Source organism: Pseudomonas sp. O230, from assembly GCF_045447035.1.
Taxonomy (GTDB): domain Bacteria; phylum Pseudomonadota; class Gammaproteobacteria; order Pseudomonadales; family Pseudomonadaceae; genus Aquipseudomonas.
Genome location: NZ_JBJGXN010000001.1, coordinates 203,769 through 220,700 on the forward strand (window position 1 = coordinate 203,769; position 16,932 = coordinate 220,700).

Consider the following 16,932-nt stretch of genomic DNA (forward strand, 5'->3'; position numbering starts at 1 on the left):
CGCGATGCGGCGGCACATCCAACATTGATGTGACTGACATTCCGCCATCGCGAGCAAGCTCGCTCCCACAGGTTTTGTGTGTCAGCTCAGTTCGCCGCAGAGGTCGAGTTCTACCAACCGACGAATTTCAGCCGCTTCGAGACCCGCACCCAGCAACCCGTGCAACTTGCCGAACGCCGCTTCTCGGGTCATGCCGCCACCGGACAACACACCGACGCCGCGCAACCGGCTGCCGGCCTCGTAAACGTCCAGCTCGACGCCACCTTCATGGCACTGCGTCACTGCGACCACCACCACACCGTTGTCCCGCGCCCGCGAAAGCGCGGCGAGAAACTCGGGGTTGTCGCTCGGGCCGGTGCCGCTGCCGTAGCACTCCAGCACCAGGCCCTGGATGCCGCTGTTCAGCACGCCATCGAGTTGCTCGGCGCCAATGCCGGGGAACAGCGGCAACACAGCGACTTTCGCCAGCTGCTTGCTCTGGTTGTAGTTCAACGCGGCGGGCAGTGAAGTCGCCTTCACGCCACCACCCTGACGCTCCAGGCGCTTGAACGGATGCCGACCGAAGCTGCGGACTTTCGCGCAACGGGTCGGGTCCAGCAGTTCGCCGTGGAAGTACAGATGAACGCCCGGTGCCAAGCCATGACCCAACGCAACCAAAGCGCCGCCGAGGTTTTCCCAGGCATCGCTGTCGGTCGCGCCGGCCGGCAGCATCGAACCGGTAAAGCACACCCGGGCCTGCAGGCCGAGCAGTTGAAAGCTCATGGCCGCCGCGCTGTAGGCGAGGGTGTCGGTGCCGTGCAGGATCAGCACGCTGTCGCAGCCTTGTACATCCACCGCGTCGACCACCGCTTCACGCAGTTGCTGCCAATACGCCGGGGACATGTTGGCGCTGTCGATCAGCGGTGACATCTCGCGAAAGCGCCACTGCGGCACCACCCGCTCAGGCTGGCTGTGCAGGTATTCACGCATCCGCGCTTCGAAACCGGAGGCCGGGGCCAAGCCATTCGCACTGGCTTGCATGCCGATGGTGCCGCCGGTGTAGAGCACCATGACGTGCTGGGCGGCAGGGTAAGTCGAGGAATTCATGGGGGTTCTCCGAGAACGATGACAGCGTGCGGCCGAGCATGACGCCGGCCGCACGCTGTGTCACGCCGGGCACAGGGGATGCGCCCGGTTTTTTTACCGATCAGCGTTGCGCTGCGGGTACGCCTTGCGCTTCAGCTTCTGCCTTGGTGGCGGCGGCTGGCGGGTTGGCTGGCCAGGCATTCAGGTCCAGGTCCAGATCCGGGAACTTGCTCGAATCGAACACCGGAGTCTTGATCCCGGCAGCGCGCTGGTCATCGTAGTCACGCAGGATGCGCATGCCGACCTTGAACAGCAGGAACAGCGCGATCAGGTTGACGAACGCGAGCAGGGTCATGGTGATGTCGGCAAACGCGAACACCGTGCCGAGGTTCTCGATCGCACCCCAGAAAATCAACACCAGTACCAGCACGCGGTAGCCGATCAGCGCCTTGCGGTTTTCACCGATCAGGAAGCGCAGGTTGCTCTCGCCCAGGTAGTAGTTGTAGAGAATCGAGGTGAACACGAACAGCGCCAGTGCCACGGAGATGAACATCCGGCCCCAGTCGCCCACGACGGCGGCGAGCGAGTTCTGGGTCAGGGCAATGCCGTCGCCTTCGAAGCCCGGGGTGTAGAAGCCCGAGAGCAGGATCAGCAACGCGGTGCAGGTGCAGATCACGAACGTATCGAGGAACACGCTGAACGCCTGAACCACGCCCTGAGCAACCGGGTGCTCGACCGAAGCCACTGCGGCCACGTTTGGCGCACTGCCCAGGCCCGCTTCGTTGGCGAACACGCCACGCTTCACGCCCATGACAATGGCGCTGCCGATCAGGCCGCCGAAGGCCTGGTCGAGACCGAAGGCGCTTTTGACGATGGTCATCAGCATCGCCGGTACGTGGTCGAATTGCAGCACGATCACGTAGATGGTCACGCCGATGTACACCAGGGTTTTCACTGGCACCAACAGGTCAGCGACCTTGGCGATGCGCTTGATCCCGCCGATGAACACCAGGCCCAGCAACACCGCCAGGGCCAGACCGGTCCAGGTGGTATCGAAACCGAACGCGTTGTTCAGCGAGTGCGTCACGGCGTGGGATTGCAGGCCGTTGAAGGCAAACCCGAAGGTCACCAGCAACAGGAACGCCATGATCATGCCCAACCAGCGTTTCTGCAGGCCGTGCTGGATGTAATAGGACGGGCCGCCACGGTAGGTGCCGTCGGAATCGCAGCGCTTGTAGAGCTGGCCGAGGGAGCACTCGAAGAAGCTGCTGGACATGCCGACCAGCGCGGTCACCCACATCCAGAACACCGCGCCTGGGCCACCGAGTGTCACGGCGATGCCGACACCGGCGATGTTGCCAGCACCAACGCGGCCGGCAAGGCTGAGCATCAGGGCCTGGAACGAGCTGAGTTGGCCGGCGCTGCTTTTGAGGCTGTCGCGGAACACCGCGAACATGTGGAAGAAGTGACGCAATTGAACGAAACGCGAGCGGATCGTGAAGTAGCTACCGAGCCCGACTATGAGCACGATCAGTACTTTCCCTGAGAGGAAGTCGTTAATGACTTCGAGCATGGATTATTCCTCGCTGTTTTTTGTGTAGGCAAATGCTGGGCGGTCGGAAACATCGCGTTACACCGGTTTGCGCACGGCAAAACAGGCGAGGCGAAGGTTCGTCCCGGTTTCATATTGCGGGTTTGTTATTAGTTCGGGTTTCGCATGGGTTTGGGCCTCGTTACCGACGACCGCTCACGCGAAGAGGGGCGGCACTATACCTATCAGTGCAGCGCCCGTCTGCACGGTTGTGGTGCATTCGGTGAAACGAAGCTTTGAAACACCTGACCCTTTCGAGGTCCGGTTCATGTGGGAGCTGCTTTTTGTGGGAGCGGGCTTGCTCGCGAAGGCGGTGCGTCAGACACATTAATGCTGGATCTGCCGATGCCTTCGCGAGCAAGCCCGCTCCCATATTTCTCAGCTCCCAAGCATTCTGATTGGCTGCCAAAAAGTTAAAAAAAAGGGCCTGGGGAATAAATCCTCAAGCCCTCAAAAGGTGAGAGGTGTCTAGTCCCTCGACCTGGTGAGCGGTGCTACAAGTAACGCGTCGGATCAGGCTTTAAGCGGAACCAGACGCGGAGCAATCATGTTTTCCGGGCGCAGGATGTCGGCGAGCATTTCTTCGTCGAGCAAGCCTTCTTCGCGCACCAGTTCCAGCACGCCGCGGCCGCTTTCGAGGGCGATACGGGCGATGCGGGTGGCGTTTTCATAGCCGATGTACGGGTTCAGCGCGGTGACTAGGCCGATCGAATGCTCGACCAGTTCGCGGCAGCGCGCTTCGTTGGCGGTGATGCCGACGATGCAGTGCTCGCGCAGCATGTCCATGGCGCGTTGCAGCAGGCGGATCGAGTCGAAGATCTTGAACGCGATCAGCGGCTCCATCACGTTCAGTTGCAACTGGCCGCCTTCGGCCGCGATGGTCAGTGCGAGGTCGTTACCGATGATCTGGAACGCTACCTGGTTCACGGCTTCCGGGATCACCGGGTTGACCTTGCCGGGCATGATCGAGCTGCCGGGCTGACGTGCCGGCAGGTTGATTTCGTTGATGCCGGTCCGCGGGCCGCTGGACAGCAGGCGCAAGTCGTTGCAGATCTTCGACAGCTTGACCGCGGTGCGCTTGAGCATGCCGGAGAACAGCACGAAGGCGCCCATGTCGGAGGTGGCTTCGATCAGGTCGGCGGCTGGAACCAGCGGTTGACCGCTGATCAATGCCAGGCGCTGAACGGCCAGGTGCTGGTAACGCGGGTCGGCGTTGATGCCGGTGCCGATCGCGGTGCCGCCCAGGTTCACTTCAGTCAGCAGCTCGGGCGCCAGTGTTTTCAGGCGTGCCAGGTCTTCGCTCAAGGTAGTGGCGAAGGCGCGGAATTCCTGGCCGAGGGTCATCGGCACAGCGTCTTGCAGCTGGGTACGGCCCATCTTCAGGACGTGGTTGAATTCTTCACCCTTGGCGGCGAACGACTGGATCAGGCTGTCGAGGCTGGCCAGCAATGCGTCGTGACCCAGCAGCAGACCCAGGCGGATCGCAGTCGGGTAGGCGTCGTTGGTCGACTGCGCCATGTTCACGTCGTTGTTCGGGTGCAGGTATTGGTATTCGCCCTTGCTGTGGCCCATGGCCTCCAGCGCGATGTTGGCGATGACTTCGTTGGCGTTCATGTTGGTCGACGTACCAGCGCCGCCCTGAATCATGTCCACCACGAATTCTTCGTGGAAATCGCCGCGGATCAATCGGGCACAGGCTTCGCTGATGGCAGCGTGCTTGGCTTCGCTCAGGTGACCCAGCTCGCGGTTGGCGTCAGCAGCGGCCTGTTTGACCATGGCGAGGCCGACAACCAACTTCGGGTAATGCGAAATCGGGACGCCGGAGAGACGGAAGTTGTTCACCGCTCGCAGGGTCTGGATGCCGTAATACGCTTGAGCCGGTACTTCGAGTACGCCAAGCAGGTCTTTTTCTGTGCGGAAAGATGCAGCGGAGGACATGATAGAAATCATCTCGATATGGACCCGGTCTGTGCCGGAACACTGCAAATGCTAGGCTTGTGGAGAATTTTCGGCCAATGCTGTTAAACACTGGCCTATGCACATTCGGCATAATGCCCATGTGACGCCGTGTGTGCGGCGAGCGTGTGACCTAATTTGGTGCGTATCCGGGAGGACGTGATGAATCTGGAAAGTAAATGGCTTGAGGACTTCAGTGCCCTGGCCGCCACCCGCAGCTTCTCCCAGGCTGCCGAACGCCGTTTCGTGACTCAGCCGGCGTTCAGCCGACGGATCCGCAGCCTTGAAGCCGCGCTGGGGCTGCAACTGGTCAATCGTTCACGCACGCCAATCGAGCTGACGGCGGCGGGGCAATTGTTTCTGGTGACTGCGCGGACCGTGGTCGAACAGCTCGGCGAAGTGCTGCGCCACCTGCACCATCTGGAAGGCGGGCAGGGCGAAGTGATGCAGGTCGCCGCCGCCCACTCCTTGGCCTTGGGCTTCTTTCCGCGCTGGATCGCGCAGTTGCGTAATGAAGGTTTGAACATCGCCACGCGGTTGGTGGCAACCAACGTCGGCGACGCCGTGCATGCGCTGCGCGAAGGTGGTTGCGACCTGATGTTGGCGTTCTACGACCCGGACGCCGCGATGCAGATGGACCCGGAAATCTTCCCGTCCCTGCACCTGGGCCACACCGAAATGCTCCCGGTTTGCGCGGCGGACGCTGACGGCAAGCCACTGTTCGACCTGGAAGGCGATGCCAGTGTGCCGCTGCTGGCCTACAGCGCCGGAGCGTTTCTCGGGCGCTCGGTGAATATGCTGTTGCGTCAGCGGGCGCTGCGCTTCACCACCATTTACGAAACTGCCATGGCCGACAGCCTGAAAAGCATGGCGCTGGAAGGCCTGGGCATCGCCTGGGTGCCGCAACTGAGCGTGCGCGCCGAACTGGCGCGCGGTGAGCTGGTGGTTTGCGGCGGCCCGCAATGGCATGTGCCGCTGGAGATTCGTCTGTATCGCTGTGCGCTGGTGCGCAAGGCCAACGTGCGATTGTTGTGGCGCAAGCTGGAAGGCGGGGCGGCCAGCCCTGCTTCCTGAGTCGGGTGCAAGCCCATGCAAATGGCTTGCACCCGATGGTCAGACTCAGCGGCGTTTCAGTCGAATTGATTGAGGTAGTGACGAATATTCTCTCGGTTCTTGTCGCTGAAACGGTAGGCATTGCCACGAAAAGTCGTCGCCCAGTCAGCTTTCATGATCGTGTCATGCCACCAGCCGTCGTAGATCACGTCCGCATCGTCATGGGTGGCACCGAACATATGGCCCACTTCGTGTGCGGGTGCCATGTAGTAGAAAATAGAAGCGATTCCACTCTGACCTTTTTCGATCGCAGCGCCGGCAACGCGGCTGTTGATCGGGTTGCGAGTTAACAAGAGGAATTTATTGAGGTCCGGATCGTAAGGTCGGGTCTCCTCTACCTTCGAAGTAAACGCTTTAACCATTGCTTTCCAGCCCTGACCTGAATCGTAAATGCTTTCATTTTTGTAGTGGTAATGGGTCATTCCCGGAGAGGTGGATTTAGAGTTGAAGATGATTGTGACGTCTCGACCGGATATATATTCGAGCTCGGTTTTCAGCCAGGCGAAATGGTCGTCGTAAAGTTTGCCTTCATCATACCCATCCAGGTCGTCGTGGATATAGACCATTAAAAGGATGGGGTTTTTGGCTTGATTTGTTTTATTGTTTTTCACGCGGTGTTCCTTTTTGTTGTTTCTTGTTGGGTTAAGAGAGGGCAGCTGAGGCACTTTCAATAGAGGCTGTCGACATAGGCCTTGATACGGTATTCGTTTGTTTTACTAAACACATAGCAATTAGAGCGAAGCACGAACGATTCCGGAAACATAAAGGTTTCACACCACCACCCTTTAAAAAGAACTTCACTGTCCTCATGGCGTGCATTAAAGGTATGCCCGAGTTCATGCGCAATGGCCTGTCCTTGCTCGAACGAGGCAATTGCGGCGTGTCCAGGTTGAGTCGCGAGCCCACCCACGCCGCCCATTAGTGGACTGCCTTTGATGTAATCGTTGGTGATCAAGAGAATCCGGTCATTGTGCGAAGACAAGAACTCATTATTGTCATGTCGTTCTTTCTTGTATGCCCAGGCGAGCTTTTTCCACTGTTCAAACATTTTTTGTTGGTCATCGGATTGGTAGTTGAAGTTGGTATAGGGCGGCCGGTTCCGATCGAAGACCACTGAGATGTGCCGGCCAGTGATACGCTTGAACTCGATGACAAAGGGGCGAATGCGATCAACGTAGGTTGAACTTCTTTTCGATTCAGGAACATCATCGTGGAAGATGACGAAAATCCGGATCGGGTTCAAAGGCTCGTCTTTGAGTTGATTGTCATTTAGTGCGTGGGCACTGATGTTGATGCTCAAGGTGGTGACAAGTATCAGTAGTGCTTTTAATAGTGTGTGCATAGTTAAGGCTCATGGAGAAATCGCTCTCGGTCAATGAAGTGAGGGCGTTAAAAGTGGTTATTGATTAAGTAGGTGGCACGTTAATTTGGTGCCGTTTGATATATAACACGAGTTTTTTCGGGATCTAAACTTGTGGGTATCCCTTATTTATTACTTGGTGTTTGAGGGTTATAAGTGGCACTTCTTGTGCGCATTGGTCATCGATTCGGTTATTGCTCTGAAGTGCCGTGGCGGGTGTTGTGTGCTCTTGACCTTCAGGTCAATAAAGCGGGTACTTTGTGCCGTATGACAGATGGTCGTTTCGGGGGCTGTTTATCCGCTTCATTGAGGTATACTGCGCGGCCTTCGGCCGGTTCGTCCGGCCATTTTTCGTACAATCAAGCCACGCATTTTTGCGTGGCTTGTTGTTTTTTGACGCGCCTGCGGGCGCCCAGAGAGAAGAGGCACGACGATGAGTGCACTGGTTGGCGTGATCATGGGCTCCAAGTCCGATTGGTCCACCCTTAGCCACACCGCCGATATGCTGGAAAAGCTCGGCATCCCTTACGAGGTGAAAGTGGTCTCTGCCCACCGCACCCCGGACCTGCTGTTCCAGTACGCCGAAGAGGCCGAGTCGCGGGGCATCGAGGTGATCATCGCCGGTGCCGGTGGCGCGGCCCACTTGCCAGGCATGTGTGCGGCCAAGACCCACCTGCCGGTGCTGGGCGTGCCGGTGCAGTCGTCGATGCTTTCGGGCGTCGATTCGCTGCTGTCTATTGTGCAAATGCCAGCAGGCATTCCGGTTGCCACCCTGGCCATCGGCAAGGCCGGCGCGATCAACGCCGCGCTGCTGTCGGCGAGCATCCTCGGCGCCAAGCACCCGCAGTTCCACGAAGTGCTGAAGACTTTCCGTGCTGAGCAGACAGACAGCGTCCTGGAAAATCCAGACCCACGCATCGCCTGAGGTTGTTGACGATGAAGATCGGTGTAATCGGTGGCGGCCAGTTGGGTCGCATGTTGGCGCTGGCGGGCACCCCGCTGGGTATGAACTTCGCTTTCCTGGACCCCGCGCCGGATGCTTGCGCAGCCGCATTGGGCGAACACCTGCGGGCCGATTACGGCGACCAGGATCACCTGCGTCAGCTCGCCGATGAAGTCGATCTGGTGACCTTCGAGTTCGAAAGCGTCCCGGCTGAAACCGTGGCGTTCCTGTCGCAATTCGTCCCGGTCTACCCGAGCGCCGAAGCCCTGCGCATCGCTCGCGATCGCTGGTTCGAGAAGAGCATGTTCAAGGACCTGGGGATTCCCACCCCGGCGTTCGCCGACATCCAGTCGCAAGCCGATCTGGATGCCGCCGTGGCTTCCATCGGTCTGCCGGCCGTGTTGAAAACCCGCACCCTGGGTTACGACGGCAAGGGCCAGAAAGTCCTGCGCAGCGCTGAAGACGTGGTCGGCACCTTCGCTGAACTGGGCAGCGTCGCCTGCCTGCTGGAAGGCTTCGTGCCGTTCACCGGCGAAGTGTCGCTGATCGCCGTGCGTGCCCGCGATGGCGAAACCAGGTTCTACCCGCTGGTTCACAACACCCACGACAGCGGCATCCTCAAACTGTCCGTGGCCAGCACCGACCACCCGCTGCAAGCCCTGGCCGAAGACTACTCCAGCCGCGTGCTCAAGCAGTTGAACTACGTTGGCGTGATGGCGTTCGAGTTCTTTGAAGTCGACGGTGGCCTCAAGGCCAACGAAATCGCCCCGCGCGTGCACAACTCCGGGCACTGGACCACTGAAGGCGCCGAGTGCAGCCAGTTCGAAAACCACCTGCGGGCCGTTGCCGGCCTGCCGTTGGGGTCGACGGCCAAGGTGGGCGAGAGCGCGATGCTCAACTTCATCGGTAAAGTGCCGGAGACCGAAAAAGTCCTGGCCATCGCCGATTGCCATCTGCACCACTACGGCAAGGCGTTCAAGACCGGCCGCAAGGTCGGTCACGCCAACCTGCGTTGTGCAGATCGCGAGACGCTGGCGGCACAGATCCTCAAGGTCGAAGCACTGATCGCCGAATAAACAGTTTCATGTGGCAGCGGCGGAACCATTCAGGGACCGCCGTTCTCTCATGGCAGGATGCGAAAGTCTGACTAGTCTTTCGCATAACCAACCAATCAGAGGGAAATGCCATGGGAATTATCGGAACCATCTTTATCGGCTTGATCGTCGGCCTGCTGGCCCGGTTCCTGAAACCGGGCGATGACAGCATGGGCTGGATCATGACCATCCTGCTCGGTATCGGCGGTTCGCTGGCGGCCACTTATGGCGGTCAGGCTCTGGGCTTCTATCAGGCTGGCCAGGGTGCAGGCTTCCTGGGTGCGCTGGTTGGCGCCGTGATTTTGCTGGTGATCTACGGCTTGATCAAAAGAAACTGATCCAAGCGACAAAGCCCTCTCTGCGCCGCACGCAGGGAGGGCTAGAATGCTCGGCGTTATATCGTCCTCTCTCTTGCCGAGCACCTTCATGCGCCGTCTTCTGTTGACTCTTCTTCTACTGGGTTCGGGCCTTGCCCATGCCGGCGAATTGCCGGAAACCGACTGGCTCGAACTGATGCCCAAGTCGGACCAGAAAGCCCTCGAAGCCATGCCCGAAATCGACCACAACTCCCCCGAAGCCAATGGCACCTTTACCGAAAAGGGTGGCATGAAGCAGAGCAAGGGCTTGCCGGCGGTGATGTACTCGACCAAAACCGTGCCGTCGATGAACGACAAGAACATCCGTATCGGCGGTTATCCGGTGCCGCTGGAATCCGACGCCAAGGGCCGCAGCACGCTGTTCTTCCTCGTGCCGTATCCGGGCGCCTGCATCCACGTGCCGCCACCACCGCCTAACCAGTTGGTGCTGGTGCGTTATCCGAAAGGGTTGAAGCTGAGTGATATCTACACGCCGCTGTGGGTGACCGGCACGTTGAAGATCGAGAAGGTCAACAACGATCTGGCTGATGCGGCGTATGCGCTGGATGCGGCGAAGGTGCGGGTGGTCAAGGAGTCGGATTTGTAAAAACATTGTAGGCGCCGGCTTGCTGGCGATAGCGGTCTTGGAGGCGCCATCGCCAGCAAGCTGGCTCCTACAGTTTTACAGCACAGTGCTGGCGATGCTCACGCCGAGCGTATGGCTGGCACCCGGCGCCAACGTCACGACGTCATCCATCACATTCGCCGTCTCGATGCACAGCATCCGCTGCCAGCCATCATCGGCCATGTCGCTGAACGCCGCCGCGCGATCGATCCACGGGTTCCAGATCACTGCCGAACGCGAACCGCTGCTGGTCAGCTCGATACGTCGTTCCCAGGCCGGATCGACAATGCTCAGCTTCGCCGGGGTGTTCAGGTAGATGCGATCGGTCTCGCCGGTAAAACGCAGCTCACCGGTCTGGGGCACAGTTTTCCAGTCATCCAGCGTCTCGATGTAATTCAAGCCATCCAGCCCTTCAACATGCACATTGCGCACATCGCTGACGGCGAAATAGCTGTGCAGCGCCTGGCTGATCGTGACTTTTTCCGAGCCCTGGTTGTGGCTGGTCAGGCTGATGTGCAGGTGCTCATCCAGACGAATGCTCAACTTCAAATCGACCTGATGCGGCCAGCCCGCAAAGCCGCCATCGGGGTAGGGCAAGACGAATTCCACTTTAAGGCTTTCACCTTCGGTTTCGATGCCGCCCAGCTCCCAGTCCATTGCCCGTACAAAACCGTGGGCGCTCGGCGGTTCGTTGCTGACGCGCATCGCCTGAACGCTCGGCGGGTTGCGCGAAAGGTTGCCGAACCACGGCCAGCACACCGGCACGCCGGCGCGGATGCTCTTGCCAGTCTTGAACACGGCCTCGTCGTTGAGCCAGATCAGCGGCGGTTGGCCGGCCAATTGATAACTGAGAATGTGCGCACCTTGCTGGGCGACCAGCAATTCGGCCTGACCGTGGCGGATGCGCCAGCAGTTCAGTTCATCCAGCTTCACGGCTTCAACGTTGGGCGTGCTCATGGGGCAATTCTCGATCAGGAACAATGACTGCAATGGACCGCAAAACGCGCGCCGCGTTTAACGCGCGCGTGGCGGAACCGAACGGGTGCGACCGCTGCCGTCGATGGCCACGAACACAAACACGGCTTCAGTCACTTTGCGCCACTCGCTGGACAGCGGATCGTCGCTCCAGACCTCGACCATCATCTGGATCGAGCTGCGGCCGATTTCCAGGGCCTGGGTATAGAAGGAGAGCTGAGCGCCCACCGCCACTGGAACCAGGAACGCCATGCGGTCGATCGCTACGGTCGCCACGCGCCCGCCAGCGACTTTGCTGGCCATTGCGGTGCCGGCCAAATCCATCTGCGCCACCAGCCAGCCGCCGAAAATATCGCCGAAACCATTGGTTTCACGCGGAAGCGCGGTAATTTGCAGGGCCAGGTCGCCTTGCGGGATTGGATCTTCTTGTTCGAGCTCTATCATGCCGGGGGTGCCTCTGACCCGTGACTCTTCATTGGTACTTCGGTGAATAGCCGTCTCAGAAAAAACGATTCCCCCGAACATACTGCGTTCGTCACGTTTTTCGTAAGGCGCCTAAAGGGAAACTCTGCGAAATCGACTGGCCGCGCCAGCAGCGTCTTCGCACAGCAACCCTTTCGAACGGTTGCAAGATCGCGAGTATATCGGTCGGTAGACTCCGAGACGACCGTCCGGTTCTCATTTTGACCGTCAAATACGCACCTCTATGTGCTTTTTCGAACAATTTGCTATCGTGCCGGACCTGCCCAAGCCTCCGCCAGCGTTGCTGGGGTTGCAGATCCGACTATAAGAGAAGCCTTGCCATGACCACAGCGCCCTCGAGCACTGCGCAGCCAACGCAATCCGCACGTCCGTTGACCCGCAATGACTACAAGACTTTATCGCTGTCCGCCCTTGGCGGTGCGCTGGAGTTCTACGACTTCATCATCTTCGTGTTCTTCGCCACGGTGGTCGGCAAGCTGTTCTTCCCGGCCGACATGCCCGAGTGGCTGCGCCTGATGCAGACCTTCGGCATCTTTGCCGCCGGCTACCTGGCGCGACCGCTGGGCGGCATTGTAATGGCGCACTTCGGCGACCTGCTGGGTCGCAAGAAGATGTTCACCCTGAGTATTTTCATGATGGCGGTGCCGACCCTGATCATGGGTTTGCTGCCGACGTACGCGCAGATCGGCATGTGGGCGCCGATCCTGTTGCTGCTGATGCGGGTGATTCAAGGCGCGGCGATTGGTGGTGAAGTGCCTGGCGCGTGGGTCTTCGTTTCCGAACACGTGCCGCAGCGGCACATCGGCTACGCCTGCGGCACCCTGACCAGCGGTCTGACGGCTGGCATCCTCCTGGGTTCGCTGGTTGCCACGGCGATCAACAGCCTTTACACGCCGGTGGAAGTGGCGGATTACGCCTGGCGGATCCCGTTCCTGCTCGGTGGCGTATTTGGCCTGTTCTCGGTTTACCTGCGCCGCTGGTTGCACGAGACGCCGGTGTTCGCCGAGCTGCAACTGCGCAAGGCGCTGGCCGAAGAAGTGCCGCTGCGCGCTGTGTTGCGCGACCATCGCGGGGCGATTCTGATTTCCATGCTGCTGACCTGGTTGCTGTCCGCGGGCATCATCGTGGTCATCCTGATGACCCCGACCGTGCTGCAGACGGTCTACCACTTTGCGCCGACCACCGCGTTGCAGGCCAATAGCCTGGCGATTGTGTTCCTGAGCCTGGGGTGTGTGGCTTCCGGTGCGCTGGCCGACCGCTTTGGCGCGGGCCGGGTGTTTGTGTTCGGCAGTGCGGCGTTGCTGCTCAGCTCGTGGACCTTCTATCACAGCCTGTTCAACCACCCGGACTGGCTGTTCCCGATGTACGCCCTGACCGGTTTGCTGGTCGGCACCATCGGTGCCGTGCCCTACGTGATGGTCAAAGCCTTCCCGGCGGTGGTGCGCTTCAGCGGGCTGTCGTTCTCCTACAACCTGGCCTATGCGATTTTCGGTGGCCTGACGCCGATGGTGGTGACGTTGCTGCTGAAGGAGAGCCCGATGGGGCCGGCGTATTACGTCGCGATCATCTGTGGTGTCGGGATTCTGGTGGGTGCGTACCTCTGGAAGAAGGGGCGTTAAGCCGACTTCTTTATCGACTGTACTGGCCTCATCGCGGGCAAGCCCGCTCCCACAGGTTCTGTGTTCTGCGCAGAATCCCTGTGGGAGCGGGCTTGCCCGCGATGAACGCGCCGCGAATTATCCTGTAAAAAGCCAAATGCTGGCCTTTCATCCAATTGTCATATTTCAGCCATAGAGTGTTCACACGGCCTGCTGATACTTGGCCCCGAATAACACACCCTATCTGCTAGGAGTAAGGCATGAAACTGAAGCGTTTGATGGCGGCAATGACTTTTGTCGCTGCTGGCGTTGCGACTGCCAACGCGGTTGCCGCTGTTGACCCGTCGATCCCGAGCTACACCAAGACCACTGGTGTGTCGGGCAACCTGTCCAGCGTCGGCTCCGATACCCTGGCCAACCTCATGACCCTGTGGGCTGAGAACTACAAAAAAGAATACCCGAACGTAAACATCCAGATTCAGGCCGCTGGCTCCGCCACTGCGCCACCTGCGCTGACTGAAGGCACCGCTAACCTGGGTCCGATGAGCCGCAAGATGAAGGACACCGAACTGGCTGCCTTCGAGCAGAAGTACGGCTACAAGCCAACCGCAATCCCGGTTGCCGTGGACGCCCTGGCTGTCTTCGTTCACAAAGACAACCCGATCCAGCACCTGACCATGGAACAAGTCGACGCGATCTTCTCGTCCACTCGTCTGTGTGGCGCTAAAACCGACGTGAAAACCTGGGGCGACCTGGGTGTGACCGGCGACCTGGCCACCAAGCCGGTTCAACTGTTCGGTCGTAACTCGGTATCCGGCACCTACGGCTACTTCAAAGAAGAAGCCCTGTGCAAAGGCGACTACAAGCCAAACGTCAACGAGCAACCAGGTTCGGCTTCGGTCGTGCAGTCGATCAGCTCCTCGCTGAACGGCGTTGGTTACTCGGGTATCGGCTACAAAACCGCTAGCGTGAAGACTGTTGCCCTGGCCAAGAAAGGCAGCACTGACTTCATCGAAGACACCGAAGAGAACGCCCTGAACGGCAAGTACCCGCTGTCGCGCTTCCTCTACGTTTACGTCAACAAAGCGCCGAACAAGCCTCTGGCCCCGCTGGAAGCCGAGTTCGTGAAGCTGGTTCTGTCCAAACAGGGCCAGGAAGTTGTAGTGAAAGACGGCTACATCCCACTGCCGGCCAAGGTTGCTGCAAAAGCACTGGCTGACCTGGGTCTTGCGGAAGGCGGCGCTGAAGTCGCAAAAAAGTAAAACCCTAGGTCCGGGGTAAACCCGGACCTGTAGGAGCCGGCTTGCTGGCGATCCTGTCGACTCGGTCTGACAGGTTCACCGCGGTGATGCCATCGCCAGCAAGCCGGCTTCTACACCCCCAAATTTCCTATCCACTGCCAGTTAGCGCTGGCGGCGGATTTGTCGCGTCACTGCATTGTCATCTTTCTGTCATACAGGATCGCTAGGGTGTGCGCATGACTGATCTGGCCAATTCCACCATGACTACAAATCCCCCCAAGCGAATTGATTTCAATACGCCTGAGTTGCAACGCAAGCGCCGTATCCGCGCGCTCAAGGATCGCCTGACCCGCTGGTACGTCCTCGTTGGCGGCCTCGCCGTTCTCGGCGCGATCACGCTGATCTTCTTCTTCCTCGCCTACGTCGTCTTGCCCCTGTTCCAGGGGGCCGACCTCACCGCCAAGGACGCCATCACGCCTGCCTGGATGCAAGACGCCGGCAAGCCGTTGATGATCTCCCTGGAAGAGCAGAACCAGGTCGCCATGCGCGTTTCCGACAAAGGGCAGGCGCTGTTCTTCGACATCGACAGTGGCGCCGAACTCAGGCGCGTCGATCTGCCGGTTCCGGCCGGGGCCAGCGTAACGTCCATCGGCGAAGACCAGCCCGGTCATCCACTGGTCGCTGTGGGCTTCTCCAATGGCCAGGCTTTGGTATTCCGTCACACCTATAAAGTCAGCTACCCGGACGGCAAGAAAACCATCTCGCCAGCCGTTGAATACCCGTACGGCGAAACTCCGATCGCGCTGAACGAGGCGGGCGGTGCGCTGGAGCACGTCAGCCTCAACGCTACTGATTCGACCCTGATGCTGGTCGGTTCCACCGGTTCGCAACTCAATGTGCTGTCGCTGACCAGCGAAGAAAACATGATGACCGGCGAAATCACCAGCGAGCAGAAACGCATCGATCTGCCGCAAATGACCGAGCCGGTGAAGAACATCTTCGTCGACCCGCGTCAGCAATGGCTGTACGTGATCAACGGTCGTGCGCAAGCTGACGTGTTCAGCCTGCGCGACAAGAGCTTGAACGGTCGCTACAAACTGCTCGAAAACGGCGATGCCGAGATTACCGCCAGTACCCAACTGGTGGGCGGTATCTCGCTGATCCTGGGCGACTCCAAGGGTGGCCTGGCCCAGTGGTTCATGGCTCGCGACCCGGACGGCGAACTGCGCTTGAAGCAGATCCGCACCTTCCAGATGGGCACCACGCCGATCGTTGAAATCACTGCCGAAGAACGTCGCAAAGGCTTCATCGCCCTCGACGCTTCCGGCAAGCTCGGCGTGTTCCACAGCACCGCGCACCGCACCTTGCTGGTGGATCAGGTCGTAGAAGGCCAGGGCATCTTCGGACTCTCGCCACGGGCCAACCGCGTGATCGTCGAAGCGGGCGGCAAGATTCAACCGCTGCTGCTCGACAACCCGCACCCGGAGGTGTCCTGGAGTGCGCTGTGGAGCAAGGTCTGGTACGAGAACTACGACGAGCCTAAATACGTCTGGCAATCGACCGCCGCCAACACCGATTTCGAACCGAAGCTGAGCTTGTCTCCGCTGACCTTCGGCACCCTGAAAGCCGCGTTCTACGCCATGCTGCTGGCCGCTCCACTGGCCGTTGCTGCGGCGATCTACACCGCGTACTTCATGGCCCCAGGCATGCGCCGCAAGGTCAAACCGGTGATCGAGCTGATGGAAGCGATGCCGACGGTGATCCTCGGTTTCTTCGCCGGCCTGTTCCTCGCACCTTATGTAGAAGGGCATTTACCGGGCATTTTCAGCCTGCTGATGCTGCTGCCGATTGGCATCCTGGTGGCCGGCTTCGTCTTCAGCCGCCTGCCTGAATCGATCCGCCTGCGAGTGCCGGATGGTTGGGAAAGCGCGATTCTGATTCCGGTGATCCTGTTCGTGGGCTGGCTCTCGCTGTACATGAGCCCGTACATGGAAACCTGGTTCTTCGGCGGCGACATGCGCATGTGGATCTCCCACGACCTGGGCATCACCTACGACCAGCGCAACGCACTGGTGGTCGGCCTGGCCATGGGCTTCGCAGTCATCCCGAACATCTACTCCATTGCCGAAGACGCCGTGTTCAGCGTGCCTCGCGGCCTGACCCTCGGTTCCCTGGCCCTCGGTGCCACGCCGTGGCAGACCATGACGCGGGTGGTGATCCTCACCGCCAGCCCGGGCATCTTCTCGGCGTTGATGATCGGCATGGGCCGTGCGGTCGGTGAAACCATGATCGTGCTGATGGCCACCGGTAACACCCCGGTCATGGAAATGAACCTGTTCGAAGGTCTGCGAACGCTGGCCGCCAACGTTGCGGTGGAAATGCCCGAATCGGAAGTTGGCGGCAGCCACTACCGCGTGCTGTTCCTCTCGGCGCTGGTGTTGCTGTTGTTTACCTTCGTCATGAACACCCTCGCAGAACTGATTCGTCAGCGTCTGCGCAAGAAATACTCGTCGCTTTAAGAAAGGTAGAAGT

At 59.6% G+C, this 16,932-nt stretch carries 15 protein-coding genes; 8 read left to right on the plus strand and 7 right to left on the minus strand.

The annotated features are described in order from the left end of the window. Positions 1-81: 81 nt before the first annotated feature. From ACI77H_RS00995 to aspA, 3 genes are all read right to left on the minus strand, one after another. Positions 82-1,086 (minus strand): asparaginase, encoded by a 1,005-nt coding sequence (locus ACI77H_RS00995; protein ID WP_407009958.1) that lies wholly within the window; start codon positions 1,084-1,086, stop codon positions 82-84. 100 nt (positions 1,087-1,186) lie between these two features. Next, positions 1,187-2,638 (minus strand): alanine/glycine:cation symporter family protein, encoded by a 1,452-nt coding sequence (locus ACI77H_RS01000; RefSeq protein ID WP_407009959.1) that lies wholly within the window; start codon positions 2,636-2,638, stop codon positions 1,187-1,189. Between the two features lie 531 nt (positions 2,639-3,169). Beyond that, positions 3,170-4,594, minus strand: coding sequence for an aspartate ammonia-lyase (gene aspA / locus ACI77H_RS01005; protein ID WP_407009960.1), 1,425 nt, complete (start codon positions 4,592-4,594; stop codon positions 3,170-3,172). 180 nt (positions 4,595-4,774) lie between these two features. Between aspA and ACI77H_RS01010 the strand changes: the two genes are divergently transcribed. Next, entirely contained in the window at positions 4,775-5,686 is a 912-nt protein-coding gene (locus ACI77H_RS01010; RefSeq protein ID WP_150634555.1) for a LysR substrate-binding domain-containing protein, read from the plus strand. A gap of 56 nt (positions 5,687-5,742) precedes the next feature. Here the strand turns inward: ACI77H_RS01010 and ACI77H_RS01015 are convergent, their stop codons facing one another. Beyond that, complete coding sequence (locus ACI77H_RS01015) at positions 5,743-6,336, minus strand: hypothetical protein (protein WP_407009961.1); 594 nt, start codon at positions 6,334-6,336, stop codon at positions 5,743-5,745. Between the two features lie 56 nt (positions 6,337-6,392). After that, a complete protein-coding gene (locus tag ACI77H_RS01020; protein WP_407009962.1) occupies positions 6,393-7,067 on the minus strand; it encodes a hypothetical protein in 675 nt (224 codons plus the stop codon). A gap of 451 nt (positions 7,068-7,518) precedes the next feature. On the opposite strand from ACI77H_RS01020, the gene purE reads away from it, so the two are divergent. From purE to ACI77H_RS01040, 4 genes are all read left to right on the plus strand, one after another. After that, positions 7,519-8,010, plus strand: coding sequence for a 5-(carboxyamino)imidazole ribonucleotide mutase (gene purE, locus ACI77H_RS01025; protein WP_150638213.1), 492 nt, complete (start codon positions 7,519-7,521; stop codon positions 8,008-8,010). 11 nt (positions 8,011-8,021) lie between these two features. After that, complete coding sequence (locus ACI77H_RS01030; RefSeq protein WP_407009963.1) at positions 8,022-9,104, plus strand: 5-(carboxyamino)imidazole ribonucleotide synthase; 1,083 nt, start codon at positions 8,022-8,024, stop codon at positions 9,102-9,104. 110 nt (positions 9,105-9,214) lie between these two features. Further along, on the plus strand, positions 9,215-9,460 hold the full coding sequence (locus tag ACI77H_RS01035) for a GlsB/YeaQ/YmgE family stress response membrane protein (protein ID WP_084317707.1): 246 nt from the start codon (positions 9,215-9,217) through the stop codon (positions 9,458-9,460). Between the two features lie 88 nt (positions 9,461-9,548). After that, a complete protein-coding gene (locus ACI77H_RS01040) occupies positions 9,549-10,085 on the plus strand; it encodes a DUF3299 domain-containing protein (RefSeq protein WP_407009964.1) in 537 nt (178 codons plus the stop codon). Positions 10,086-10,160: 75 nt separating this feature from the next. Here ACI77H_RS01040 and ACI77H_RS01045 read toward each other — a convergent pair whose 3' ends face one another. Both ACI77H_RS01045 and ACI77H_RS01050 read right to left on the minus strand, forming a co-directional pair. Then, positions 10,161-11,060: a D-hexose-6-phosphate mutarotase gene (locus ACI77H_RS01045; protein ID WP_407009965.1), complete on the minus strand. Its 900-nt coding sequence runs from the start codon at positions 11,058-11,060 to the stop codon at positions 10,161-10,163. A 57-nt stretch (positions 11,061-11,117) separates the two neighbouring features. Continuing rightward, entirely contained in the window at positions 11,118-11,522 is a 405-nt protein-coding gene (locus ACI77H_RS01050; protein ID WP_007896491.1) for an acyl-CoA thioesterase, read from the minus strand. Between the two features lie 359 nt (positions 11,523-11,881). On the opposite strand from ACI77H_RS01050, the gene ACI77H_RS01055 reads away from it, so the two are divergent. The 3 genes from ACI77H_RS01055 (at position 11,882) to ACI77H_RS01065 (ending at position 16,919) form a co-directional block, all read left to right on the plus strand. Next, positions 11,882-13,180 carry an MFS transporter gene (locus ACI77H_RS01055; protein WP_407009966.1) on the plus strand — a complete coding sequence of 433 codons (1,299 nt, stop codon included), beginning with the start codon at positions 11,882-11,884 and terminating at the stop codon, positions 13,178-13,180. Positions 13,181-13,419: 239 nt separating this feature from the next. Further along, positions 13,420-14,421, plus strand: a complete 1,002-nt coding sequence (locus ACI77H_RS01060) for a phosphate ABC transporter substrate-binding protein PstS family protein (protein ID WP_407009967.1) — start codon at positions 13,420-13,422, stop codon at positions 14,419-14,421. Positions 14,422-14,636: 215 nt separating this feature from the next. Continuing rightward, positions 14,637-16,919, plus strand: coding sequence for an ABC transporter permease subunit (locus ACI77H_RS01065; RefSeq protein ID WP_407009968.1), 2,283 nt, complete (start codon positions 14,637-14,639; stop codon positions 16,917-16,919). Positions 16,920-16,932: the final 13 nt, after the last annotated feature.